22 protein-coding genes and 1 riboswitch are annotated in these 25137 nt (G+C 44.9%); of the genes, 7 read left to right on the top strand and 15 right to left on the bottom strand.

Going from position 1 to position 25137, the window contains the following annotated elements; genetic code table 11:
- Positions 1–77: 77 nt before the first annotated feature.
- From ribB to R8O11_RS04730, 11 genes are all read right to left on the bottom strand, one after another.
- The gene (gene ribB / locus R8O11_RS04780; RefSeq protein ID WP_005373655.1) at positions 78–734 is read right to left on the bottom strand and encodes a 3,4-dihydroxy-2-butanone-4-phosphate synthase; all 657 of its coding nucleotides are present in this window, start codon (positions 732–734) and stop codon (positions 78–80) included.
- 113 nt (positions 735–847) lie between these two features.
- Positions 848–988, bottom strand: a riboswitch (FMN riboswitch).
- 104 nt (positions 989–1092) lie between these two features.
- A complete protein-coding gene (locus R8O11_RS04775; protein ID WP_042522683.1) occupies positions 1093–1710 on the bottom strand; it encodes a cob(I)alamin adenolsyltransferase/cobinamide ATP-dependent adenolsyltransferase in 618 nt (205 codons plus the stop codon).
- Positions 1711–1827: 117 nt separating this feature from the next.
- A complete protein-coding gene (locus R8O11_RS04770; RefSeq protein ID WP_042522682.1) occupies positions 1828–3681 on the bottom strand; it encodes an MFS transporter in 1854 nt (617 codons plus the stop codon).
- A 146-nt stretch (positions 3682–3827) separates the two neighbouring features.
- The gene (locus R8O11_RS04765) at positions 3828–4586 is read right to left on the bottom strand and encodes a helix-turn-helix domain-containing protein (RefSeq protein WP_042522681.1); all 759 of its coding nucleotides are present in this window, start codon (positions 4584–4586) and stop codon (positions 3828–3830) included.
- Positions 4587–5225, bottom strand: a complete 639-nt coding sequence (locus R8O11_RS04760; protein WP_017819864.1) for an HD domain-containing protein — start codon at positions 5223–5225, stop codon at positions 4587–4589. It abuts the gene before it with no gap.
- Positions 5226–5473: 248 nt separating this feature from the next.
- Positions 5474–6751: a cytosine deaminase gene (locus tag R8O11_RS04755; protein WP_318193955.1), complete on the bottom strand. Its 1278-nt coding sequence runs from the start codon at positions 6749–6751 to the stop codon at positions 5474–5476.
- 9 nt (positions 6752–6760) lie between these two features.
- Positions 6761–7999 carry a cytosine permease gene (codB, locus tag R8O11_RS04750; RefSeq protein WP_042522679.1) on the bottom strand — a complete coding sequence of 413 codons (1239 nt, stop codon included), beginning with the start codon at positions 7997–7999 and terminating at the stop codon, positions 6761–6763.
- An 805-nt stretch (positions 8000–8804) separates the two neighbouring features.
- Complete coding sequence (locus R8O11_RS04745) at positions 8805–10151, bottom strand: magnesium transporter (RefSeq protein WP_017635159.1); 1347 nt, start codon at positions 10149–10151, stop codon at positions 8805–8807.
- 112 nt (positions 10152–10263) lie between these two features.
- Positions 10264–11586 (bottom strand): ABC1 kinase family protein, encoded by a 1323-nt coding sequence (locus R8O11_RS04740; RefSeq protein WP_017635160.1) that lies wholly within the window; start codon positions 11584–11586, stop codon positions 10264–10266.
- Positions 11587–11687: 101 nt separating this feature from the next.
- On the bottom strand, positions 11688–12911 hold the full coding sequence (locus R8O11_RS04735) for an HlyD family secretion protein (protein ID WP_318193954.1): 1224 nt from the start codon (positions 12909–12911) through the stop codon (positions 11688–11690).
- Positions 12911–13237 (bottom strand): MFS transporter, encoded by a 327-nt coding sequence (locus R8O11_RS04730; RefSeq protein ID WP_017635162.1) that lies wholly within the window; start codon positions 13235–13237, stop codon positions 12911–12913. The genes R8O11_RS04735 and R8O11_RS04730 overlap by 1 nt, the downstream gene beginning before the upstream one ends.
- 107 nt (positions 13238–13344) lie before the next feature.
- On the opposite strand from R8O11_RS04730, the gene R8O11_RS04725 reads away from it, so the two are divergent.
- Entirely contained in the window at positions 13345–14346 is a 1002-nt protein-coding gene (locus R8O11_RS04725; RefSeq protein WP_017635163.1) for an AraC family transcriptional regulator, read from the top strand.
- A 90-nt stretch (positions 14347–14436) separates the two neighbouring features.
- On the opposite strand, the gene R8O11_RS04720 is transcribed toward R8O11_RS04725, so the two are convergent.
- Together R8O11_RS04720 and R8O11_RS04715 are read right to left on the bottom strand one after the other, a co-directional pair.
- Complete coding sequence (locus tag R8O11_RS04720; RefSeq protein WP_017635164.1) at positions 14437–15126, bottom strand: hypothetical protein; 690 nt, start codon at positions 15124–15126, stop codon at positions 14437–14439.
- 12 nt (positions 15127–15138) lie between these two features.
- Positions 15139–16680, bottom strand: coding sequence for a hypothetical protein (locus tag R8O11_RS04715; protein ID WP_033906362.1), 1542 nt, complete (start codon positions 16678–16680; stop codon positions 15139–15141).
- 366 nt (positions 16681–17046) lie between these two features.
- Between R8O11_RS04715 and R8O11_RS04710 the strand changes: the two genes are divergently transcribed.
- Together R8O11_RS04710 and R8O11_RS04705 are read left to right on the top strand one after the other, a co-directional pair.
- Positions 17047–17739: a response regulator transcription factor gene (locus tag R8O11_RS04710; protein ID WP_005373624.1), complete on the top strand. Its 693-nt coding sequence runs from the start codon at positions 17047–17049 to the stop codon at positions 17737–17739.
- Positions 17740–17742: 3 nt separating this feature from the next.
- A complete protein-coding gene (locus tag R8O11_RS04705; RefSeq protein ID WP_213897931.1) occupies positions 17743–19065 on the top strand; it encodes an ATP-binding protein in 1323 nt (440 codons plus the stop codon).
- On the opposite strand, the gene R8O11_RS04700 is transcribed toward R8O11_RS04705, so the two are convergent.
- The gene (locus R8O11_RS04700; RefSeq protein ID WP_191115784.1) at positions 19046–19702 is read right to left on the bottom strand and encodes a pyridoxamine 5'-phosphate oxidase family protein; all 657 of its coding nucleotides are present in this window, start codon (positions 19700–19702) and stop codon (positions 19046–19048) included. The genes R8O11_RS04705 and R8O11_RS04700 overlap by 20 nt on opposite strands.
- A 100-nt stretch (positions 19703–19802) precedes the next feature.
- On the opposite strand from R8O11_RS04700, the gene R8O11_RS04695 reads away from it, so the two are divergent.
- Entirely contained in the window at positions 19803–21248 is a 1446-nt protein-coding gene (locus R8O11_RS04695) for a PLP-dependent aminotransferase family protein (protein ID WP_213874316.1), read from the top strand.
- Here the strand turns inward: R8O11_RS04695 and yjeH are convergent, their stop codons facing one another.
- The gene (yjeH, locus tag R8O11_RS04690) at positions 21249–22511 is read right to left on the bottom strand and encodes an L-methionine/branched-chain amino acid transporter (RefSeq protein ID WP_213903239.1); all 1263 of its coding nucleotides are present in this window, start codon (positions 22509–22511) and stop codon (positions 21249–21251) included. It lies immediately after the preceding gene.
- A gap of 327 nt (positions 22512–22838) precedes the next feature.
- Between yjeH and R8O11_RS04685 the strand changes: the two genes are divergently transcribed.
- From R8O11_RS04685 to R8O11_RS04675, 3 genes are all read left to right on the top strand, one after another.
- Positions 22839–23294 (top strand): Lrp/AsnC family transcriptional regulator, encoded by a 456-nt coding sequence (locus R8O11_RS04685; RefSeq protein WP_005373615.1) that lies wholly within the window; start codon positions 22839–22841, stop codon positions 23292–23294.
- A gap of 40 nt (positions 23295–23334) precedes the next feature.
- Positions 23335–24249 carry a LysR family transcriptional regulator gene (locus tag R8O11_RS04680; protein WP_318193953.1) on the top strand — a complete coding sequence of 305 codons (915 nt, stop codon included), beginning with the start codon at positions 23335–23337 and terminating at the stop codon, positions 24247–24249.
- A gap of 109 nt (positions 24250–24358) precedes the next feature.
- Positions 24359–24973 carry a LysE family translocator gene (locus tag R8O11_RS04675; RefSeq protein ID WP_005373611.1) on the top strand — a complete coding sequence of 205 codons (615 nt, stop codon included), beginning with the start codon at positions 24359–24361 and terminating at the stop codon, positions 24971–24973.
- Positions 24974–25137 lie beyond the last annotated feature (164 nt).

The raw sequence follows: 25137 nt of genomic DNA, 5'->3' as shown, positions 1-25137 counted from the left end.
TATAACTACTTAAGTGCAAAGAGGAACGATCAAAAAAGCCGCACAAATGCGCGGCTTTTTCAAGAGCTGAGATCTGACTATGCCAGTTTCAACTCGAACTGGTTCAGGTACATTACCATGTCTTCAATCGTCAGTACCGGCATGTTGTGCAGGCGACCGAATGCTACGATCTCCGGTGCCTTTGCCATCGTGCCATCTGGATTGGTCACTTCACACAGTACGCCAGCGGGTTGAAGCCCTGCCATTTGCATCAGATCAATCGTACCTTCTGTGTGACCACGGCGAGTCATTACACCACCTGGACGTGCGCGCAGAGGGAATACGTGACCCGGGCGAGCAAGATCTTCCGGTTTTGCGTGCGGGTTTGCCGCCGTTTTAATGGTCGTTACGCGGTCTGCTGCTGAAACACCCGTTGTTACACCAACTTTCGCTTCAATAGAAACCGTAAATGCGGTTTGGTTTGCGCTGTTGTTGTTTACCACCATTGGAGGCAGTTCCAGTTTGTCTGCTTGAGCATCTGTTAAGCACAAACAAACGATGCCGCTACATTCGCGGATCATCAATGCCATTTGCTCGTTAGTGAGGTGCTCGACTGAATAAATGATATCGCCTTCGTTTTCGCGATCTTCATCATCAAGAAGCAGTACTCCACGGCCTTCTTTTAAAGCGATAAGTGCGTTTTCAACGCGAGTAATTGGGTCGCCGAATTCGGCAAGTAGTGATGACTGATTCATGGTTAACTCCTAAATTTCACCAGAATCAGGGCGGTATGAGAGATCGCCGTAAAATACGATCAAAAAGAAGTGCACCAGCATTCTTAGCGATCTGACTCGCTATGCTGGTGTATTCTTATTCTCTTTCATCCGGACTATAACCGTCGGCTCTGGCATCTCACCAGATCTGCTGACCTCGACGAATCGAGCGCTCGCGGGCTCACTTGAAAAAGTATACCGCCGGTGGGGAATTTCGCCCCGCCCTGAGAACAATTAAAAATGTACCACTTCATCCAAGTTGTGAAGAAGTGGAGCTAGGATAGTACTGCGAACTGAATAGCTTGGAAAGTCGATTCCATCTGTATGATGGAAAAGTGTGCTATCGACGGAAATAATCTGTGCGAATAAAGTGATCAATCTGCTGCGGCACGAAGGTGTTGTAAATCAGGCTCGTATGCGTTTGCTTCACTTCGATATGATCTTGCATACCGTCCAGTCTTGTCTCTTCCACGGTAACGGTACCGTCCGACATGGTGTTGTCATTACGGATCAACAATGGGCGAGCACCAATCGGCATCGTTCCTGCGATACTGCCGAGTTTTTGAGGGAGATCCCAAGCGTCATCATGTTTGTTTAATCCGTGGTGTGGCGAATTGCCTAAAATTGTACCCAATCCGAGATCTTGAATTCGGCCTACAATGGACGCGCCTTTAAGAGGCGAACCGATAGCGACAACATGAGAGATTAAGTTAGTGCTCGGTTTTCTGTTGGCGAGATAGCGCTTAATCATCAAGCCTCCCAAGCTGTGTCCCACGAGCACGTTTGTGGTCAGTGGATTAAGCGAATGATCAATAGAATCAAACAGTGAAGACTCATCGATAGCAACAGTGTTATAGCTGAGTACTTGCGTTTCGTATCCGAGTTTTCTCAGCTTTTGGCTAAGAGGCTGCATGACCAGCCCATGCATATAAAGACCATGTAAGATGATGATTTTCATAATACCTCCTAGATTTATGACGTCGTAGATATCCTACTCTAATTGACAAGAAACTACTTGTGCTTTGTGGTGCATATTTACGTTTTGCTGCAAAGTTTGACTGCTGTAGCAAGCGACTCAGCCCAGTAAATCCTGTACTTGTTGTTGCAATTGATGACGATTTAAAGACGCAGGACTTAACACTTCACCGATAACAACATCCACTTTTGACCAAAAACGAGTCGGTCGTTTTGTGAGAGCATGTCCGCCTTTATGGCTGAAAAAAGAACCCCAAAGCCCTTTTAACGCCATAGGGATGACAGGAACAGGGTTACGTTCAAGGATTTTCTCTACACCAGGGCGAAACTCACCCAATTGACCGTTAGACGTTAAACGACCCTCAGGGAAGATACAGACAACCTCACCGTCGTAAAGTGCTTGTTCAATCTGTTCAAATGCTCGTCGGTAAGTGTCGGCACACTTACGTGGAGAACAGATCGGGATAACACCGGCATGACGGAATACATATTTAAGAACAGGTAGCTCGCTGATGGACTTGTCCATCACAAAACGAACCGGGCGAGTAGAGGTTCCCATCAAAATCAACGCATCGACATAGCTAACATGGTTAGCCACGATTAACACAGCACCTTGTTCAGGAATATGTTGACGCCCCTTTACAGACACACGATACATACAATGGCTGAGTAAATAACTGATAAAGCGTTGTGTGAATTCCGGTACTTGACGATAGACATAGACTGCCACGAAGAAGTTACCTATTGCCATCATGGCAAACAGTTCCACAATAGAAAGCTCTAGTACGCTGAGTACAACGATCGAAACCAAAGCAGACACCACCATAAACAATGCATTCATGATGTTGTTAGCAGCAATGGCACGTGCACATTCCCCTTTGTTTGAACGCGATTGGATGAACGCATAAAGAGGAACAATAAAGACACCGCCGCTTACACCAACAAGGAACAGGTCAATCATGACGCGCAGATGTTTTGATTCAGCAACGAAGCTTTGCACATCATAAAAGTGCACCGGAAGTGATGGATAACTTGGGACTGCCCATAGCAAGTCGACGCCAAACACTGTCAGTCCAAGGATACCGAATGGCAAAATACCAAGCTCAACGTGGTTGAAAGAGAGCTTTTCACACAACCAAGAGCCTGTAGCGATACCAATGGAAAACAATGCCAACAGTAAAGAAACGACAGTACTGTCTGCAAACAAATGTTCGCGTGCGAAGTTAGGGAATTGAGTTAGGTAAGTCGCACCCATGAACCAGAACCAACTGATGGCAAGAATAGACATCCAGATGCCTCTCTGCTTTTTTGCCACTTTTAACGTGTTCTTTAAACCAGAAATCGGTTCAAACTTCGCTTTGTCATTTGATTGGCTAGGCATCGTTGGAATATTCACGCTGCTCATGAACCCAAGCAAAGACAAGGCAATCACGGTACAAGAAGCAATCAAGGTACCATTAGGAATGGCTAGCAGCAGGCCTGCGCTAAGAGTACCTATAAGAATCGAAAGAAACGTGCCCATTTCAACCCAAGCATTTCCTTTAACAAGCTCATTTGGTTTGAGCGCTTGTGGTAACAAGGCGTATTTCACGGGACCAAAATAGGCCGATTGAGTGCCTGTCATAAACAGCAGAACCAGCATCAGCATGGCACTTTGGGTGGCAATAGCGGTTGCTGCGCAAGACATGATAGCTAGTTCGATGAGCTTTAGACGTCGGATTAATTTGGCTTTGTCCATGCTGTCAGCGACGGCACCAGCATGCGCTGAGAATAGAAAGAAAGGTAGGATGAATAAGCCTGCCGCCAAATTAACGAATAGATTGACGGATATTGGTAGGTTATCAATTTGGCTGTATGTCACCATCAATAACAGAACGTTTTTGTAGATGTTGTCATTGAGTGCGCCAAGGCATTGCGTCACAAAGTAAGGAAAAAAGCGTTTTGAGAAAAACATACGGGCCCCGATTAAACAAAGTCGAATGAGATGGGAGCACTTTATGCTCAATGAACGATTAAACCAGCTTTCTCTTTCAAGTGACGTTGCATGCCACCAAAAGTAACGAAATTCGTTACTTTTATTTCCATTTGTTTATTGAGTTACTAATTGCGAGACTTATTGGTGAGTTTTCTTTCCCATGGTTCAAATAAAGGGAACGTCCAGCGACGCATCGCAATAATCAGAGAGGTGCCGTGTTTTTCGTCCATATCGAGAGAGCTATCACTTTGGCAAGCCTGATAAAACTCATCGATGACCTTTTGCAGTTTCTGTTGTAGCTTCTTGTTGGTTGGTACACTCATCAATCCTGTTGCCATGGAGAACTTTTCATCTTCACCAGAAAAGTAACTTTGGAAAAAGGCGTCTTGAACTTGCTGTTGGAAGAACCGTTGAATAGGGCCGCCCATCTGCCACTTAAATGTCGGAGATATACGCAAACGAATTTTGTTATTTGGCTGCAAGTCGATGATGTTCAGCCGATCCAAATGAGCAAGCTTTTGCACCAGTTCCAACTCATTGAAGGTATATTGCTGAACGATTTGTTCAAACTGATAGCCATTTACAACACAGATCGCCACGAGCAGCAGGGCTTTATCGTCAACCAGCTGCTTTTCTTGCTCTAACGTTAGAGACTCTAGACCTTTATTGTGCGCAGCCGCGAGCTTAAATAGTTCCGCCATTTCTAAACCAATCAATTGGCAAATTCGTTCTAAGCGCTCAAGGCTAATGTGCTGACCTTCAGCGAGTAAACGTTTGACGCTTCCTTCACTTAAATTAAGGTGTTGTGCAACATCCGCATAATGCAGCCCAGCTAACTTTAGTTGGCGTTTAAGCTCTTTAATTAACGTATAGCTTTCTGACATTTACGCTGTTACCTCGTCGTGTAACTGCTCTAGGTACGTTTGCATAAAGGTTTTGCGTTTTTGCGCTTCGCGTCTCGCTGACTCCGTGTTCATGGTTTCAGCGATTTTGAATAACTTGGTTTGAAAGTGATCCAGAGTGAATTGTTTATCGTTAAGTTCACGTTCTTCGGCAAATATATCGCTGTCGTTGTAAAGTTGCGCGTTAAATTGAGTGCTGACTTGAATGCATCGCGTCACGCCAATTGCGCCTAAAGCGTCCAGACGGTCGGCATCTTGGACGATTTTAGCTTCCAACGTATTTGGCCTGATGTTTGCGCTAAAGCTGTGTGCCTCTATCGCATGAGCAATGGCATCATGATATTGCTGCGGATAATCGATACTCTCTAAAAATGCGACCGCTTTTTTGGCTGCGATGATTGAGCTCTCTTTGCGATTTGGGTGATCTTTCGGGTAAGTAAAGCAATCATGCAAATAGGCAGCCGGTAATACAATCGCGATGTCTGCATTTTCTTCTTTGCAGAGCTGTTTCGCTGTTTTGACCACGCGTTTTACGTGTTTTAGATCATGAGCTGCATCTACTTGCATCTCTTGCTGCATAAATTCCAAAAATTGCGGTTCTATCTGGCTTAATGACGTCATGGTTCATATCTACAACTAAAATGAAGTCAGAAGTATGCCCAACGCTTAGAATAATTTCCAAGTGCGATGGTGTAATTGAGATTCAGCCACCAGAACCTTGTGCAACGTTTGGTACTCAGCCGTTTTATATGGCCTTTCAATGTGTTCAGTGGTTTATGAGACAAGAATAGACAGAGCGAGCAGTGATGTTTACCAGTAGAAAAAAGGCCTGACGATGTCGTCAGGCCTTTTTCGTTTCGCCGATCTTTTTAGCGTTTGAACGTTACTTGCTCTACTTGTTCAAGATGAATATGAGTTGTCGCAGGCTGTGTTTCTGCAATCACTTTACCGTGACGAACAGAGTAACGAACCGGCACTTGGCGACGTACTGCGTCAAAACCATTTTCTGCGGGAAGAATCAGTAAACTACCAGGTTTGCCTTCTTCAATGCCGTGCTTATCTTGAATGTTCAGTGTACGTGCTGAATTGGTGCTGATCAGATCCAGTGAGTTGTTGATTTGGTCGTAACCCATCACCTGGCACACGTGCAGACCCATATGCAGCACTTGCAGCATGTTTGCAGTGCCTAGTGGGTACCAAGGGTCAAATACATCATCGTGTCCAAAGCAGACGTTGATGTTGGCATTCAGCATCTCTTTCACTCGTGTTACGCCGCGACGTTTTGGGTAATCATCAAAACGGCCTTGTAAGTGAATGTTCACCAATGGATTTGCCACGAAGTTGATACCGGACATGCGTAATAAACGGAACAGGCGAGATGCGTATGCACCGTTGTAGGAACCCATCGCTGTGGTGTGACTGGCCGTGACTTTATTCCCCATATCAAACTTGTGCGCTAATGCTGCCAGTGTTTCAACGAACCGAGATTGTTCGTCATCGATTTCATCACAATGCACGTCGATCAGGCGGTCGTATTTTTTCGCTAACTCGAATACGTAGTGCAGCGATTCAATGCCATATTCGCGTGTGAATTCAAAGTGTGGAATCGCGCCAATCACGTCCGCACCTAATTTGACGGCTTCTTCTAGCAGCTCTTTGCCATTTGGGTAAGAGAGAATTCCTTCCTGCGGGAAGGCGACGATTTGGATATCTACCCATTCTTTCATCTCTTCACGCACTTCTACCATCGCTTTTAGGGCAATTAGGGTAGGGGCTGAAACATCGACGTGGGTACGAACGTGTTGTACGCCGTTTGCTATCTGCCATTTTAAGGTTTGTTTTGCGCGCGCTTTCACGTCTTCAATCGACAGCATTTCTTTGCGCTCAGCCCAACGTTCAATACCCTCAAACAATGTGCCAGAGATGTTCCAGCTTGGCTCACCTGCGGTTTGAGTTGTATCTAAGTGAATGTGTGGCTCGCAGAAAGGCGCAACCGCCATACCGCCTTCAGCATCGATGATGTCACCGTTATGACTAAGCTCCACATCGTTGCTTTCAATGCGCTTGAATTGACCATCTTCAATCAAAATTTGCTGCAGACCTTCTTGTCCTTTTAGCGTTACGTTTTTGATCAGTAGTGTTGTCATGATGGTTCCTTACGCTGGCTGTGTAGCCAGTGCTTTTTTGTTGAGAATAGGATTAAGAATCAGGAAGCTAATTGCGCCGCCAAGTACAGCGTTAATCGGCACTACGCCAGGCAGGAAGTGTCCCGCACCAACGCCAATCACGACAGCGATAATGCCAGCCCAGTTAACGTTTTGGAATTGGGCGGCTTCAAAGTTTGCGTAGCGTTTACGGTTCGTGAAGAAGTCAGCGATGATCACACCGCCAATCGGTGGAATTGCCAAAGATAAGAAGGTCAGCCAGCCAACAAAGTTATTGTAGAGCCAGAGAGCGCAAAGTGTGCCAACAAGACCGTTCGCCATTGAGATGTATTTACTTGGTAAGCCTGTGATGTTGGAAAATCCAAGACCCGATGCGTAGAGCGCGTTGTCGTTGGTCGTCCAGATGTTCAAGCCAAGAACGATGATAGCTGGAATAAGAAGACCTTGCGCGATCATCACTTCAGAAATGTCTGATTGACCCGTCACCGACGCACCTGCCGCGCCAAAGATAAACATTAACGAGTTACCGATGAAAAATGCCACCATGGTGATCATCACGGCGCTGCGCGGCTTTTTACCAAAGCGTACGAAATCCGCCGTTAATGTACCAGCACTGACAAAAGAGCCGACAACCATCGCGAGAGCTATTGAAAAATCGAGTGGCTCGGTTGGTTGAACTTGTTGTAGTTCGCCAATACCACCAACGCTATTTACTGACTCGATGACAGAGTAGCCGCCAAGTAGCGCAATGGCAGGAACGGCAATTGCTGACAACACCATCAGTGCGGAGATGCCAAAGTAAACGGTCGCGGTCATGAGCAAACCGGATACAAGGATCAACGTGTTGGTATCGATGCCCGTTGCTTTATGCACCGGAATCGCAAACATCGCGACACCAACTCCAAACCACCCGACTTGAGTACCACCAAGAAGAGCGGAAGGAAGCCAAGAGCCTTTAGAACCAAAAGAGAAACGAGCAAGAAGGTGAGTAGAGAGACCAGTAGAAGCGCCGATGTAACCGAGGAAAGAAGTGTAAATACCGAGGATTAGGTTACCGATGAGAACAGCGAGGAAAAAATCATTAAAGGAGAGCCCAGTACCGAGAGAACCCCCAGTCCACATACTTGCGGAGAAAAAAGTGAGTCCTAACATCACCATTGTAAGTGATGCCACGCCTTTTCTGGCCGTGTTGGGAACTGGTCCAAGACTGTAATTATTGTCTCCAGCCATTATTACCTCCGCACATTGAAACATTAAATTATAGCACCTGATTTCAGGCAAACGGCGCGTATTATCGTGATGTAAATTTAATAGTCAATGATAAAATTGCAATTTAAACGTTTGCTTGGTTTTTTATGTGTATTTTTTCTTTTAATAACAATGGTTTGGTTTTTAAATTCTAAAAGTGGAAAGTTTGTTTTTACGTATTTTCTATGATTTATAGACAGGTTTTCTATGTGAAATTAATGTTTTGAATTGCTATTTGTTTTTATGGATTAAATTTATCTATAACTCTGGATTGTTCAGTCGATTTCTATTAAAGGAAAACGATTTCATGATGAGGTTTTTGGTTTGGACGTTATTTGTTCTTTTCTTGGGTGTGTTTTCTTGGTTTTATTTTATGTAGGTGATTTATTTTTGTTGAAGCTGGCATTTCTAATGGTTTAGTGGGCGAATATTTGAATTTTATAAACAGTAAACAATCTGTTGTGGGTAAGAAAAGTACAACCGAGCTCGGTCAGAGGATAAGAGGGCAATAGCCACATAAAAAAATAGCCAACCGCAAAGAGTGCGATTGGCTTATATACATGTGAACAAAATCAAGTTCACTAACAACGTCAGTTGGCTAGGTGACCCTCGGCTTAAGAAGGGTCGATTTATATAATGCAGTTACTGTGCCAACTTTAATATGCCCTAAAATACGTAGTTTCTGTGACATGCGTTGCTTAAAGTTTGAGTAATGTTTGCAATTTGCAACTGCGTTATGCAATTTGACTCTATTATGCTAATGATTGATTAATAAACAATGAACCTTTTAAAGCATGACTAAACTCGCCGTTCCTAAAAAGGCGAAAAAACCAACTACATCTGTCACTGTTGTTAGAATCACCGAGCCAGCCAAAGCGGGGTCCAATTTAAACTTATCCAGAATAATGGGAATCAGCACACCAAATAAAGCTGCGGTAATAATATTGACGATAATGGCCAGCGCGATGGTTCCCCCAAGAACCGGAGATTGAAACCACAATCCGGCGAGCCCGCCGATGATTAACGCCCAAGCAATGCCGTTCAGAGAGCCAATACCCAACTCATTTTTCAAAAGCTTGAAGCGGTTACCTGGGGTGATCTGATTAAGCGCCATCGCACGAATCATTAGAGTGAGCGTTTGGCTGCCAGCAATGCCCCCCATGGATGCAACAATTGGCATGAGCACCGCCAAAGCCACCACCTGCGCAATTACATCTTCAAATAGTCCGATAGTGACAGACGCCAAAATCGCAGTAAGCAGATTGATGCCTAACCAAACACCGCGCTTTTGCGAGCTTTTTAATACTGGCGCAAACAAGTCATCGCCTTCATCCATACCTGTACCGGCCATCAAACGTGCTTCGTAGATTTCACGCTGTGTACTCAATGCAAACTGCCAATCGACTTCACCGATCAGTGTTTGGTCTGCATCAGTTACAGGGAGAGCGGGCAGTGTGCTGTGTTCTAATGCCTCTACCGCTTCAGGAAGCATCATTTTACTGTCTAGAACCGTCACTGCCTCAATAACGAGTGTTTTTAAGCGAATATCGGGGTCACCACGTAAGATATCGAAGTAATTGACCGTTCCACGATACTGTTTATTACGATTAATCAGATATACCTGTTGAGGCGTGTCGTAGCTATAGCGCTCCATTAACTGCTTAGCTGTCCCAATCGTAATGTTGAAGGGAAGAGTGATGATCTTACGTTCAGCCCAGTGGCCGAGTTCTTCATCAGCATACTCGTTTGCTTGATCGTAAAGTTCCAACTCATCTTTTTCTATCAACGAGAGCGCTTCGTTTATGATCGACTCTGGTAACGAATCGGCCCATTCGATGAGCGATAAGTTGTCGAGTTTAGCGAGAGTGAGTTTTAGCTCGACTTCAGATAACGCGTTGATGATAGAGAAACGTACGTCCGCACGCATTTCCGTTAACACGTCGATATGTAGCTCTAGTGGTAAAGCTCGCCATAAGCGAACACGATCGTCGATTGGAAAGGCTTCTAGAATCAGGGCAACCGCGCCGGGCTCGAGGCCCGCTTCAATAGATTCATTGAGCGTTGCGACTTGATCCGCTTCTTCGGCTTGGCCAATTTGCTGGATTAGAGTGGAGAGATCTTGAAACTTGCTCACCGAGTACCCCGATAGTTAATTCGTTTTATGGAAGTATGGCATGTTATTGAGATGCACAACTATGCACCTTAACCTTGCTCAAGGTACTTGAAAGTAACAGAAAAACAATAGGCTATTCGCTGTTGATGGTGAGATATGGCTGTACCAATTGGCGAATGTTCACTTTTGCGCCAATACGGGCTGCCAGCAAGTACATTCCGCCGATTTTTCTGTGTAAAAATAGGGCATCTGCTGGTGGAGTATGCCAGTATTCTTGCTCCATGCTTAGAATGGTGCCAGCCTCGCGAAGCTTTTGTGCTAAGCCGCTGGCTTTAAAGTCATAAGGCTCATCAACTAACATCGGTTCACATGCCATTTTCACTAGATCGAGAATCGCTTGGCGTTGGTCTGGAAGGATGGTTTGGCTGAAGAAGCCTATTTGTTCAAGCGCATTATTCAAGCCTTGTTCGTCATTGTTAACGACAGATGCGAAAGCTTGGCGATAACCAGTGCTGAACCGCTCGCTGTACTCTCGAGTGGCCCCGAAATCTAGCAAGCCGATTTGACGAGTGTTTTCGATATATAAGTAGTTGGCGAAATTTGGGTCGGTTTGTACCATCTTAAATTCGAACAGCTCCCTGAACAGTAATTCGAGTAGGCTGTGCATGACAAAATCTCGCGTACTCTGATCATAATGTTCGATTTGCTCAATCGGGCTACCATCAATGAATTCCATCGCGAGAACGGAGTCTGAGCAACTTTCAGTATGAATCTTGGGCACCACAAAATGAGGGTGCTCCTTCAAAGCGTCATGATAACGAATGGCAAATTGTGCCTCTCGTGCGTAATCGGCCTCGTCATGTAGCTGCTTTTTCGCTTCTTCGAGCAATCCTTTGTAGTCGACAGACTCGGGAATCAACCCAACGACCTTGAGCAGTGTACCGACATTATCGACGTCGCTATCGATACTTTTCCGTATGCCCGGATATTGCACTTTGACGGCTAGGTTATCGCCCGCATCGCTGTAGGCTTGGTGCACTTGTCCTATTGATGCACTGGCGATTGGTTTGAAGTTAAATGACAGAAACTCAGCTTTCCAATTCGTTCCTAGCGAACTTTCCATTACTGCGTTGAGTTGTTTTGCAGGCATTGGGTCTGCGTTGGAACGAAGACGGGAAAGAATATCGGCAAGTTCAGGTTCTAAAACATCACCAGCATCCATTGATAGCATTTGACCAAGCTTCATTGCAGCGCCACGCAGGTGAGCAAGTTGGTCAGTTAAGCGCGCGATGTTCTGTGGCGTCAGCAAGAGGTCTTTCGCTTTTGGTTTGTTGCCTTTGGCTATCTGCTTCGTGCCTTCTGCAATCACATTGCCTGCGACACGGGTAGCAAGTGAAGCGAACTTGCTGAATCTTGAGATGCGATGGGTAGGTAGGCTTCTTTCCTTTGCCGACATGAATCTTCTCCGCTATTTACTAACTAATTCTTATACGGGAAAAGGATATGTTTGGATACAAATGAAAAGAAAACCGCCAGCGTAACTGGCGGTTTGCGAGTTTAGATAGAGTAGAAGAAGTACAGTTGAGACTTCATTCGGATGATGATCCCGCGAATCACATCTAAGAAGGCCATGAAGCCTATCGGTTTTTCACCGCTGACCCATGCGAGGCCAACAGAGCCAACAGGGATGTCGTAGCCTTCTGGCTCATCAATCTTAAGACGAACAAAGTGGTGTTTGTTCTGTAAGTTCTTTCCAGTGGTGACACGTACGGAATCATCGAAACCCAGTAGATTACCTTGTGACTCACCTGTTGCTTCAACAATGCCTTCGACGGTCGCTGAGAAGATCTTACCTGGGTAAACGGACGAAGAGAATTCCGCTGGCTGACCCGGTTTGATGTTACGAATCGCTTGGTGGTTCACTCGCATCAGTACGTACTTCTCGTTGGTGTACATATTAATACGTGGCATCGCTGATACGCGCTGACCTTCACGCAGGATAAAGTTAGTTACAAAGCCATCACTAGGTGCATGCACTTTGGTGCTGTTCAAATCCCATTGTGCTTTTGCAATTTGCTCTTCCGCTTGACGCAATTCAGCCTGCTTCGTTTCAACCGCTAACTCCGCTTTATGAATCGCCAGCTTCGCACGTGAAATATCGACTTGTTTCTTCTTGATTTGAGATTCAAGAGTCAACACATTGTGGCGAGCCATGTCTACTGTGCTCGACTGTTTGTCGATGTCGCTTTCCGTGATGGTGTTTTGCACCACTCGGTTTTGCTCAACATAGCGAACTAGCATCTTTTTCTGCAATTTGTAGTCAACTTTCGCCGCTTCCAACTGGCTCTTTGATGTTTCTAGATCTTGCACTAGCGCTTCGTGGTTAGCTTCTTCAATCTCGATGTCGCCTATTGCTGTAGCTAATGCAACGCGAGCAGAATCAGCGGATACGTTCGCTTGATTTAATGCGATGTTGTATTGCGTTGGGTCAAGTTCATAAATGAGCTGACCTTCTTTAACTTGCTGATTCGGCTCAATGTAAATGTGGTCAACTTTACCTTTTACATTGGTTGAATCTGGACGCAATTGGATGTGTGGCGACTGCACGACAGAACCGCCGGATAAATCCATCGGGGTGAAGTTAATCAAACCTACCCAGACGAACATTAGCCAACCCAAGCCGCCAAGATAAGCGAACGATTTGGTTGCTTTGTTCCAAGGCATGCCAACCAAACGCAACAGATAGATGAAGAGTGCCCATACCGTTAAACCTTCTAACATTATGCTTCCTCTTTTGGCTGTGTTTCTGTTTGCGGTTTACTTTTCCATGTATCACGCAGATTGATGATGGCTTTTTCCATATCAACGAATGCAAAGATCACGGCTAGCACCCAAACCCAGTGCCAGACAAACCCTATCCAGGTCAGCGCAGTGATGAGCCCTATCTGATGATGGTCTTTGCTGTGTGCTTTATTGATAGGCAATTCATGGATTTTCCAAAAGCCGTAACACGCGCCCGCGACACTCGCAATTAAAACGACAGCAGCGACAACATGTAACGCCGTATCTGCGCCTGTACCGACAAACGGGACACTCAGTAAACTCATTAAACACTCCTCTATCAAACTGTTGGCGTATTGTGATCTGAATTTGATTTGCGGCTTTCTTTGTGACAGATTCAATCACTACAGGATTAAATTTGATGTGATTGGTTATGAAAACGGTTCGGTTTATTCGCGCGATGGGCATTCTAAACATGCATAACCTCGCGTTATCTAAATACAATTTGGACTCGGATGAGTTAGGGATCCCAGCATCGGTGTTTCGTAACCCAATGACACTGATCCCGCTAAAAGCCGTTGCGGAATGGTACCGTTGTGTTGAACAAGCCAGTGGTGACCCGGATGTGGTGTTGAGTCTCAGCCGAGGTATTGAACTGCAAAAGCTAGGGCCAGTGGGACGCTGGTTATTCTCCGGCAATGATTTAGCCAGTACCATTCGGCGAGTGAATTATGGTGTGAGCAACCTACAATCAGGGGCGTTTTTTGCTGGCGAACAGTCGGGTAAAATCATCAAATGGACTTACCACAACCCGTTTATAGAAACGTCAGTAAAGGTGCACGATAGTATCCGCTGTGCGGTATTTATGATTAAGGTGTTACGCGAATTTCTTGGCAAAGATTACCAGCCTTTACGTGTCAAGGTTTCAGGCTCGAGAAAAAATACTGAGCGATACCGGGAATATTTCGGCTGCGAGGTGGAATGGAGTCAGCCAAAAACAGAGATATGGATCCCGGGAGATGACCGACTAGCTTCTCGCCAAGTGAGCCATCGAGAAGACAGCCGTCTAGCGATGAGTTTTTCCGATTTGGATGATTTGCTTAATATGCCCGACCCAGAAGATGAGTTGAAAGTGATTTATGAAGTGGTGAATTACAGCAGCCATTATGGATTGCCAACGTTAGAGCGCGTGTCTTCTCTGCTTGATTTATCTGAACAGCAGTTTCAACGTCGTTTGCATAAATTAGGGCTCAATTTTTCGACGGTTTCTGGCTATGTATTGAGTAATATTGCAGCTGGTTTGTTGAGTAAGCGCGTGAGTATTGATGACATTGCCACGCGCCTTGGTTACACCAATGTGGCGAGCTGCAATCGTATGTTTAAGAAACATCGTGGATTAACGCCCAAGCAGTATATGGGAAGATTAGAGAAGTAGTGCTCCACTTATTTCTATGAGTACAAGCAATAAAAGCCCTCAAAAAAGTAGAGGGCTTTGTTTTTTGTGTGTTGTTGTTTTATGTAATGGCTATTTTTTAGGGCGCCAACTTAGTGCACTTGCAACAGCGCCGATGGCAACTACATCCTTTTTTTGTTCGCTAAGTTCAGGGAGCATCTGTACCGCAATGGTACCGTTCGTCTGCACAGCGGCAATTTCTTGTGTGCCTTCCTTAAAGCTATAACCCAATGGAATGTCTACCGCCATCATGGCGTCAGGACTAGTATGTACAGTTTCTACATTAAAGTGGGTGCTACCAATACGCACTATGCCTGTCTCTTTTTTCTCAAAGCTGATGTCGATGAGAGCCGATTTTGGCTCCATCGCAAACTCACCGACTTTTTTACCATCTTGAGTAATGTCACAGGTGTAAGGATCATTCCCACCAAAATCGACGCCCATGTAGTTAACCGACATACCGCCTCCGGTGCAGTTCAAAAGCCAAGTTTCCCCGCTGTCGATACGAGTCACTTCTGCGCCCATTGAACCTTCTTTGAAAGAGATACGGTTAAACCAACTTGAGTTAGAAGCACTGCGTGAATACTTGCCTTTGTACTTACCAGCAAAATCAAAATGGCCATCTGCACCGAATCCCCAAAAATCACCGTCGGTTTTGATCAGCATTTCTGGTTGTGCTTTTACGGCATCAGTACGATCCATGACGGCTAGGCCACCACAACCAACAAGGAGCAAGGGAGCGAATAGAATAAGTTTCTTCATGTTTTTCATTGTTTATAGCTTGGTTACATCTAGGGTTTGGTCGGTGAATTGGATGTTCTGAATGTCGTACAACTCGTCAGTGCCTGTATTTGGGCACTCAACAGAAACACTCTTTGCTTTGATAACAGTACATTCCGCCAGTTTGTGTGGCACGATATAGGTGTTGATACCGCCTTCACCATAAATGCTGTTGTCTTTGCTGTTGCCTTCAAAAGTATTGTTTTGATCATTACCGATCACATTCATCGCGTCGTCGCCAATGATCTTCACTTTTGTTAGCCACTGAGATTTGTAGGTGTACGCTTCTATCAAACCGTCTTTGTTGGGAGCCATACGGAAGGTAGGTACTGTGCCTGGATTTGTCTTTTCGGTGTAGAGCTTGACGCCCGCAGAGTCGATATTCGCGGTATATTGCAAGTATCCGTGGAATAAGCCACTGATCCAATCAACGGCTTGTGGATCTTGGGTTTGCATTTCTTCACGCGTTAACGCTTGGTAGCCATCTAAACCATGTCCGTTTGCTTTTGCTACGCCCATGTACGCTTCAAAAGCGGCAGCAAAATATTCGTGAGAATATGAAGGGCCCGTTTGTTTCACACTTTCAGGATCGAAGTCGTCCGATTTCCAATCGTCCCAGTCATACTGAGTAGGGCGCCACACCGTCGGTTTGCCCGATTGAATATCGTTATAGATGCTTAACGCATGAGCTTGAATGTCATTTTGCAGTGCCGCAGTCGCCGTGTTAGGTGCAATACCTTGCGCTTGGACCAAGTGTAAAATTTCTTCAAAAGCGGCGTCTCGTTCGGCTTTTTTACCAAGATTGGCGCAGTAATCGGCAAAATTACTCATGTAATGGCAATCGCCTTCAACTGTCAGTTCTCGATACATTAAAGATTGGCTATTCCTTAGCCAGTTTGGTGTTTCTTCACTAGTTACTAATGTTGACGCGATAGATGTGACAAGTGTATCCATATCATCTTCGTTAAGTACGATCATGCTTACAACAAACTTTTCTAGAGAACTCGTATCAAAAGAGTGTGCTAAGCCCGAGTTTGTAACTGCATCGTTCAATTTGTCTTGGCGAATCAGTTCGTTGATAAAGATTTTGGTTAACATCTCATCATTCTGTTCGTCGTTTTCGGTCAGCATTAATGTGGCATCACGCTCGGCTAATGTCTTAGCGATAAGAGACTTGTCAGCACCGTACTTAGAGTCTGGTTGGTTTGTTAGAAGGTGTTGGATGATTTTGGCTGCACGAAAGATTTTTTCATTATTCGCACCGTCATCAACGGCCACAATGTGAAATGTATCGTTGTTGTTTGCTTCGGAAAGGGAGATTTTCACATAGTGGGTGAAGCCCGCATCAGCAGCCACTTTTAACTTGGCCGGAAACTCTGTAGAAACGACAGTTGGGATTGTGACAGTGCTCAATGTTGGCACTGGTGGTGTTGGAGGTGTCGTTGTCGATGGTTTCGAATTAGATTCACTGCCGCCACAAGCAGTTAGACTTATCGCGCAAAATATGGCTAAAGGTGTTAATTTGGAATATCTCATTTCATGTTACTCGTAGACTTTATTAGAGCAAGAAACTTAGAAGCAACATAAAGTCCTGTCTATATAAGCAAACTAAGTCATATATGTTGGTATTGTTTTTTGGTAAGACCTATTATTCGATACATTTGAAAATATAGTGGATTTTTATTCCGAATTTTATTTTCTATGTGAAGCTATATTCTGATAATGAATAAAACCTCAGGTTATTGCATGGCTTTAGGGGTATAGAATGATTAGGATTATCGTATATGTATGGTTTGTAAGCGTATGTAAGCCTGCGTTTTATTAAAATTATCATTTAAGTAGGTTGCGCAGTATAGGACGAGCGATATACTCCCTCCATCATATTGGTGGAGTAAATGATTCATGGTGGGTAATACAATCTTACTGGTAGAAGACGACTCAGAGATTGCTCGATTAACCAAAATGTACCTCGAAGCCGAAGGATATACGGTAACTGTCATCGATAACGGTCAAAATGCATTAGAAACGATTAAGGGGCTCAAGCCGGACCTAGTGCTGTTAGATTTGATGTTACCAGGAAAAAATGGCGCAGAAATATGTCAAGAGGCGCGTAAGTTTTATCATGGTATTATCATTGTTTTGACTGCGACCGATGATGAAATGAGCGAGGTGAGCTTATTTAAGTTTGGTGCTGATGATTACCTTACCAAACCGATAAAAGGCAATATCCTTCTCGCCCGTATTGAAGCAGCGTTGCGTCGCTATTGTCGTCAAGTTGATATCGTTGAAGAAGAAAAGCTGAGCCGATATGGCATTAGTCTTTGTCTTCGTCGCTCCCAAGCATTTTATTTGCAAAAAGATATTGGTTTAACGAGTTCTGAGTTTGAAATTTTAGAGCTCCTGATGCTGAATGTCGATAAGCCAGTATCTCGTGAATCATGTTGCCGTCTTGCCCGAGGCATTGAATACTGTATTACTGATCGTTCGATTGATATGCGTATATCCTCACTAAGGAAGAAATTCTCTAAGGCTCATATCCATACGGCTACCATTAAAACCATACGTCACCACGGCTACATGCTGACAGGTAAATGACGCATGTTTTCCCTGTTTACTCGTCTATATGTGGGGTTAGTAACTGGCCTTGCGCTGACTGTTGCTTTGTTTCTCTTTATGGGGGAAGAGTACATGCGCAAAACAGAAGTCGGTGTTTTTTTGAGTGACGGTGCTTATTTTGTCGATCAATACATTGAGCAACGAGGCACTCCGGATTCTCTCTACAAGAAGTTAACCGAAAACGGCAAGCAAGATTTCTTTATCTTTGATTTAACATTGGTTGAAAACTGGGACGGATCACCGCCTTGTCGAGATTGTAATCTGCTGTACCGTATGCAAGGGATACCTGTTTATCTTATTGATGGCAGTACCTATGCTGCGGTATTCCCTTTGCCTAACACTTCGAAGAGTTTAGTTTTCAAAGAAAAAACGGATTTCTTTAGCCCACACGTTGATTGGAATGAAGATTCTGAGATTGTATTTATACTTACTCTACTTTTGGTTGTTGTATGCAGTTTAGGCATTATGGTTTACATACCTGTACGACGTCTTGACCGCCAAATTCGGCAACTAACGGCTGCGCAACAACAATTTGGTTCTGGTGAGTTGAATACGCGAGTCGATCTAAAGCAATTTTCGCAACCCGTGAAAGAGCTCGCCCAAGGCTTCAACTGCATGTCTGAAGAGATTGAGAGACGAGTGCGCCAAACACACATCTTTACTCAAGCTATTCCTCATGAAGTGCGCACTCCGCTGAGTCGTATTCAGCTAGCGACGGATTTAGCTCGACGCACGAGTGGTGAAATGCAGGCAGAGTTACATGACGATATTGAACGATACGTTGATGTCGTGACGGATTTAACATCCGACATCGTCATGCTGTCTCGCTTGAGTGTGAAAAACCACTCATGGATCGATTCTGTTGAAACCATGGAACTGCCACTTTGGTGTAAAAGCCGCATGAATTACCTAGGCTTAGAGTCCGCCATGTTGAGAGCAGAAAATAAACTCGCGAACCAATTGATTCACTTTCAGCCTACTTTGGGTAACCTTGTCCTCGATAATTTACTGCAAAACGCCAAGCGTTATGGTGAGTCCTGCGTTGAGGTGACGATTCGAACGGTAGCGGATTGCTGGAGCATCGATATTGAGGACGATGGTCCGGGCATCCCTGAGGCGATGCGAGAAGAAGTATTTATGCCATTTTCGCGCTTAGACAAAAGCCGCAACGCCGACATGAAAGGCTTTGGTTTAGGGCTTGCCATCGCTACCAGTGCAGCGCGGCAACTGGGGTGGGAGCTTTCTGTCGGCGAGAGTCACTTAGGCGGCGCACGTTTTACGGTGCTTATTCCTGCCAACGGTTAGAGTAGGCACTGCGGTAGTCTGGCTCTGCGATACCTTCATACAAATCGTCACAAGCTTGCAGCGGACCTACGACGGTTCGGTAGGGTAGGACACCTGCCCAAACAGGGATGTCCATGTCTTCCGCATCGTCGTTGACGCCAAAATTGCTGATTTTCACTGATGCCTCCGTGAGCGGGATACGCAGTAGCATGGTGGCTTTGAGTTCTTTTTCATTACTCAAACGGACTTGTTCTGTTCTCCCCGGAGCGATCTGTTCAATAAAGTGATTCAGCAACCTGTCTTTCTCTTGGTTATCTTCCACCACCTCAAACTGGCCAAAGACCACAGCACTGCGATAATGCGCACTGTGGTGAAACGCACTTCGAGCCAATACCCAACCATCAAACAAAGTAAAGGTTAAGCACGTTTGCACTCCTTGTTTGAGTGAGCGTAACAGTCGACTGTTGTTGGCACCATGGATATACACGTAATCATCGACACGCCATGCCAGCATAGGGATGACCACAGGGCCTGACTCGTTGGTTATCGCAATATGAGCGATTAGGCTTTCATCTATGATGGCGTGCAGTTTGCTAACATCAGAGACGGCTTTATGTGCGCCTTTCTTAACTTCCGTTCTATTGGTGTTGGATAGCATTTTCTCTCCTTGTTTGCTCACGATTACGAGCGATTGATCCTCATTCTTTGATTGCAATGTAGCGTTTAACTGGTAGCTTAAAGAGAGCCACTTTTAACTAATGGATGGATCCAGTTTGTCTTTGATTGATATCGGTGACCTGCATTTAAAAGACAGTGATGGAACGCGTCAGCAAGCGTTGTTTTTTGCTATTCGCAAGAAAATTGTTCAAGGACTGTGGATGAAGAATGGGAAGCTGCCTTCTACGCGGAAGCTTTCACAAGAGCTTAATCTAAGTAGGAACACCGTGATTTCTGCCTACGAACAGTTAGTGGCGGAAGGGTACTTGAACAGCCAAAAAGGTTCTGGTTTTTATGTTGCCGTAGAACTGCCAGAGCAGTACTTGCCTGAACCTAGTTCAGTTCAGAGAGACTCATCACCGAAAGCTCACTTTGATATCAACCGCGCATTTGCACCGGGTGTGCCGGATTTGGACGCATTTCCGATGGCGCAATGGCAAAAGTTACTCACTCGCCATATGTCTCGTACTTGCTTGTTGGGGAATCAAGATATTCAGGGTAGTTGGGCATTGCGCTGTGCTTTAGCTGACTACCTCGCATCAAGCCGTTCAGTGAATTGTTCTCCAGAGCGCATTATTATTACCTCTGGGGCGCAGCAAGCGTTGTCGATTGCGACGATGGTAGTGCTCAAACAAGGTGATAAGGTTCTGATGGAGCAACCAGGTTACGCGCAAATGCGGAAGTTGATTCAGTTCCAAAACTATCAATTTGAGCCTTTGTTCGTAACAGAGAAATTAGGTTTTGATGTGGAAGCGGTGACCTCAAGCGATGCCGATGCGCTGTATATTACACCAAGTAATCAATATCCGATGGGTACCACACTCAATACCGAGCAAAGAGGAAAGATCATCAACTGGGCGGTCGAACAATCAAGTTGGATCATCGAGGATGATTATGACAGCGAATTTCAGTTTGCTCATCGTCCCTATACCAGCTTACAGGGGCTAGCAGCTCAAATGGGTCGAGATGATCGTGTGTTGTATGTGGGTTCCTTCAGTAAAGTGATGTTTAACGGATTGCGGCTTGGCTACCTTGTAGTTCCTGAACGTTCAGTAGAGCAATGCTTAGTGGTTAAGGATGCGTTAAGTGGTGATTCGCCGACGCATACACAAGAAGCATTGGCAGACTTTATTACTGAAGGTGGGTTATTACGTCATATTCGAAAAATGCGTCGACTGTACAAAACTAAGCATGAACAGATGCATGTATCCATTCAACAGCATTTTGGCGACCGTGTTTGCGTCGTTAGCCAAGCGGCGGGGCTTCATGTTACGTTGAAATGGCAAGACGGTATGGATGAGCAGCGTTTTATAAAACTAGCAGAGCATGAAGGGATCATCTTGCGACCTTTGAGCTATTATGAACACCCAGATTTTCAAGCACGTCACTGGCATGGTGCTGTGCTTGGTTACGGCAATATCGCGTTAGAGAACATAGACGCTGGTATCCAACGTTTAGCTCACATATTTCGAAATGGGAAGCGATGACTATTCAACTACACGTGTTTGTCGCTTATGTCGCCACTGTTTCCAAGGCAGTAAAAGTAGAGTAAAAATGCCAAGTGCATAAAACATTGACCAGCCTAAACATATAAAAACACCGGTACAAAGCAGTAGGGACAGTCCCGCAAGTGTTTTACTAAATCCTCGAAGCAATTTAAAAGCGGCTAACATCGCCAACATGTAAACCAGAACGAATACACTGTTTGCGAGTTTTAGGAAAAACTCCAGATCGAGCTGTGATAGGGTTCCTATCACACAAGATATCAATAATATACCGCCAACTAATATGGTGGCTGAGAAAGGGACACCACGACGCGAAATCTTGGCTAGTGGACTAGAAGGACGATGTTCCCGAGCTTGAGCCCAGACCATTCGCGCTAGGCTCTGTGTGTATAAGTTAACGCTCGCGAAACAAGCGGAGAAACCTATCAAGCTGATTATCCATTTGGCTCCATCGCCTAGTAGTTGGGCACTAAGCCAGGGGATGGATGCGTTATCAAATTGAGCGTTACCATACGCGCCAAATTTTAAAATAACGACAGAGCATGCCCAATAGGTAGCCCCTGCTACAAAACAACCGACCACAATGGCAATAGGGAAATCTCTTTGAGGGTTTTTGAACTCTTCCCCCATATGGGCAAAAGCCTCTATGCCAACAAAACACCAGAACATCACGCCTAACGCTGCGGTAATAGGCCAAATTGACTCTTGTGTGATGGCGGGCATCACAAGATCGGCGCTGTTAACGTCGCCTTTCCATAAAAATGCGCCAACAAGTGCGAAGACACTCAAAGCAATAAGAGTTTGTAAATGACCTGATGATTTTGTGCCCATCAAGTTGACGAACACAAGAAGTACTACCGTGAGAACTTGTGCAAACAGATTGTTGCTAATAGGCTCTGGCAATATTTGTTGTAGAAAGCCTGCGGCGAGTGCAATCGCGGCCGGAACCCCTACCGGAATGACACTAACAAATAGCCAAGCGACACTACTTTCCAGCTTGGCGTTAAAGGCTTTGCGTACAAAAAAGGCTGTTCCGCCCGCGTTGGGGTATCGTTTACCCAGTTGAGCAAAAGTCAGCGCAATAGGACAAATCGCGATGAACAATAAAATCCAAGCCCATAGTGAAAAATGGCCAGCTATACCTGCTGCGATAGCCGGGATCATAAAAAGCCCCGTTCCCATTAATGTGGTGGATAACTGTGCGATACCTGATGTGAGTGAAATGTCTTTTTTGAGCTCTTCCATGCGAATTGATTCATCCAATGTTATGAGGCTTATTACGAAAAAGCTTGTGGCTTCTGGTTATTTCGTTTTATGTGTTTAAGCGATGCTATTTATGTGCTGAGTACTTAAGTTGGGAATTTGATTTCAATGTGTTATCTATTTTCTGTTGAAATGGATAACAGCACTCATCTCATGCCCGCCAAATAGCATATCCAAAATGTTAATAACAAAATGATTTACTAAACCGTCAATATGACGGTTGTTTTAAATAATTCCAACAAAATGTTGGTTTCTTATGCAGTTAGAATCGGTATAGAATGAGAAAAATAAGGAAAGCTTGGTAACGGTATGGACAAGTTTGATCATAAGATTGTGGATCTGCTCAGGCACAACGCTCGGCTGTCGGTGACTGAAATTGCGGATAAAGTAAACCTTTCTCGTTCTGCGGTAACGGCCCGTATTCGTAAGCTAGAGCATGACAAAGTGATTCTAGGGTATCACGCTGAAATTGCGCCTTCGGGTGGGGATTCGATTTGCGCCTATTTTGCCTTAAAGTTCGATAAATCAACCTCTACGTATTATTGCGAATCATACGCGGACGAGTTATACAAAATTGATGGCGTAAAATGGTGTCATGCGATCAGCGGTGAGACGGACATGATGGTTTTTGTCGAAGTGCCTACGATGGCTCGCTTGAACGAAATCAGAGATCAAATTCAACGATATCCAGAGCTTCGAAACCTGATGACTCATACCGTCTTAGCTGAATTCTTTAACACGACTGGGAACCTGTTTGTGAAGTGACCATGAATGGATGCCATGTTGAAAACCCTTCTGAGCGAATATGTTAAACAACATTAATTTGAATCTACTTAGCTCCTTGCATGTACTTTTAGAGGAGTGTCATGTCAGCCGGACCGCAGACCGTTTGCACATTACGCAGTCTGCCGTCAGTCGACAGCTTGCACAATTGCGCGATCTGTGTGGTGACCCACTGCTTATTCGTCAAGGTAATCAACTGATACCAACGCCACGAGCAATAGCGTTAAAATCAAAGCTTGATGCATTACTGGCTGAGTTTGACCATTTACTCGATGACCAACCTTTTGAGCCGCGGCAGTGGCAAGGTGAGCTTGTTATTGCTTCTAGTGACTACGTGGCGCAATACGTATTGCCCGATATTGCCTCTCACTTGGGTGAACAAGCGCCACAGCTAGATATGGCGTACCGACTGTGGCAACCCAACTTTCTTGATAAACTTCATGAGACGGGCATCCATATCGCGTCTTCTATGTATCCAGAAAAACCACAGAGTGTGTCGAGCGTTAAAATTGGTGAGGATTCATCAGTTTGTTTGATGAAATCTTCTCATCCGTTAGCAAAGCAGGACCAGATCAGTATTGAAGACTTGATTTCATATTCACACATCAAAGTGACTGGCGGCGGAGACAAAGATTCCTACACTGATTTAGCATTGAAAGAGCTAGGGCACACCCGCCACGTTACCTTTAAGGTTCCATTCTTCTCTGCTGCGATCAATCGCTTAGTTGCAAGTGAGCACCTGATGGTGGCTCCTGAACATATTGCCGTTAACCTCGCTAAGCATTGGGACTTAACCCATAAAGCATTACCACTCGAAACACCTATTCATCAATATTGGTTAATGTGGCATCCCAAATACGACACGGATCCTGCGCATAAATGGGTGCGAGAAGAGATTCGCTCAGTAATGCAAATCTCTGAATATTCCATTCGCTAATACGTACATCGTTTAGCTATGACTTGAAGTCATGATTAGTATGAATAACTTTGATTTCTAATTATACCTCTTCCGTTGATAGAGTGAGCGTCAAAGAGGGGAGATTCTTATGACACTAACAGTTTGGTTATCACTTTTTACCGTGTGTTTATTAGGGGCTATGTCACCAGGTCCCAGCTTAGCTATTGTCGCTAAGCACTCGTTGGCTGGTGGACGTATCAATGGATTAGCTACGGCTTGGGCTCATGCGTTTGGCATTGGTATATATGCGTTTATTACCTTGATTGGTCTCGCTGTTGTTTTGCAGCAAAGCCCGATGCTGTTCAAGACGATTAGCCTTGTGGGTGCGGCATATCTTGCGTATTTAGGGTTTAATGCTTTGCGTTCAAAAGGTGGTGTGGCTGCGAAGTTGGAGTCAGGTGAGGAAACAACGGTAATCCAGTCTGCGCGAGAAGGCTTTTTTATCTCGATTTTAAGTCCCAAAATTGCTTTGTTTTTTATCGCATTATTCAGTCAGTTTGTCGCGCTCGGTAATGATTTGAGTAATCAGATGATCATTGTTGCCACGCCGTTTGTTGTGGATGGGCTTTGGTACACCTTTATTACCCTAGTGCTATCGAGCTCTAAAGTCGTTGACAGAATTCGCTCTAAGGCAGTGTTGATTGATCGTTTGTCAGGGGTAGTACTCATGCTGCTGGCTCTTAGAGTGGTCGTAACGGTATAGACAAGCTCGCAAGACAGAAATACTAAAAGCAGCCCGTGTGGCTGCTTTTTTGTCTACTCTCAGTAACCCTTACACAATTTACGTAATTCTGACGCTAAACGTTGCTAAAATTAATATTATCAATAGTGTTACTTTGGTTCATATTCTCATTTGCTGTGAAAGCT

It is taken from the genome of Vibrio sp. 1288 (assembly GCF_033344475.1).
This window is presented reverse-complemented; position numbering and strand designations above follow the sequence as displayed.

Coding starts and splice junctions, on each gene's coding strand:
- ribB (WP_005373655.1), bottom strand. CDS start 734: ATGAATCAGTCATCACTACTTGCCGAATTCGGCGACCCAATTACTCGC.
- R8O11_RS04775 (WP_042522683.1), bottom strand. CDS start 1,710: ATGAAAATCATCATCTTACATGGTCTTTATATGCATGGGCTGGTCATG.
- R8O11_RS04770 (WP_042522682.1), bottom strand. CDS start 3,681: ATGTTTTTCTCAAAACGCTTTTTTCCTTACTTTGTGACGCAATGCCTT.
- R8O11_RS04765 (WP_042522681.1), bottom strand. CDS start 4,586: ATGTCAGAAAGCTATACGTTAATTAAAGAGCTTAAACGCCAACTAAAG.
- R8O11_RS04760 (WP_017819864.1), bottom strand. CDS start 5,225: ATGACGTCATTAAGCCAGATAGAACCGCAATTTTTGGAATTTATGCAG.
- R8O11_RS04755 (WP_318193955.1), bottom strand. CDS start 6,751: ATGACAACACTACTGATCAAAAACGTAACGCTAAAAGGACAAGAAGGT.
- codB (WP_042522679.1), bottom strand. CDS start 7,999: ATGGCTGGAGACAATAATTACAGTCTTGGACCAGTTCCCAACACGGCC.
- R8O11_RS04740 (WP_017635160.1), bottom strand. CDS start 11,586: ATGTCGGCAAAGGAAAGAAGCCTACCTACCCATCGCATCTCAAGATTC.
- R8O11_RS04735 (WP_318193954.1), bottom strand. CDS start 12,911: ATGTTAGAAGGTTTAACGGTATGGGCACTCTTCATCTATCTGTTGCGT.
- R8O11_RS04730 (WP_017635162.1), bottom strand. CDS start 13,237: ATGAGTTTACTGAGTGTCCCGTTTGTCGGTACAGGCGCAGATACGGCG.
- R8O11_RS04725 (WP_017635163.1), top strand. CDS start 13,345: ATGAAAACGGTTCGGTTTATTCGCGCGATGGGCATTCTAAACATGCAT.
- R8O11_RS04720 (WP_017635164.1), bottom strand. CDS start 15,126: ATGAAGAAACTTATTCTATTCGCTCCCTTGCTCCTTGTTGGTTGTGGT.
- R8O11_RS04715 (WP_033906362.1), bottom strand. CDS start 16,680: ATGAGATATTCCAAATTAACACCTTTAGCCATATTTTGCGCGATAAGT.
- R8O11_RS04710 (WP_005373624.1), top strand. CDS start 17,047: ATGGTGGGTAATACAATCTTACTGGTAGAAGACGACTCAGAGATTGCT.
- R8O11_RS04705 (WP_213897931.1), top strand. CDS start 17,743: ATGTTTTCCCTGTTTACTCGTCTATATGTGGGGTTAGTAACTGGCCTT.
- R8O11_RS04700 (WP_191115784.1), bottom strand. CDS start 19,702: ATGCTATCCAACACCAATAGAACGGAAGTTAAGAAAGGCGCACATAAA.
- R8O11_RS04695 (WP_213874316.1), top strand. CDS start 19,803: ATGGATGGATCCAGTTTGTCTTTGATTGATATCGGTGACCTGCATTTA.
- yjeH (WP_213903239.1), bottom strand. CDS start 22,511: ATGGAAGAGCTCAAAAAAGACATTTCACTCACATCAGGTATCGCACAG.
- R8O11_RS04685 (WP_005373615.1), top strand. CDS start 22,839: ATGGACAAGTTTGATCATAAGATTGTGGATCTGCTCAGGCACAACGCT.
- R8O11_RS04680 (WP_318193953.1), top strand. CDS start 23,335: ATGTTAAACAACATTAATTTGAATCTACTTAGCTCCTTGCATGTACTT.
- R8O11_RS04675 (WP_005373611.1), top strand. CDS start 24,359: ATGACACTAACAGTTTGGTTATCACTTTTTACCGTGTGTTTATTAGGG.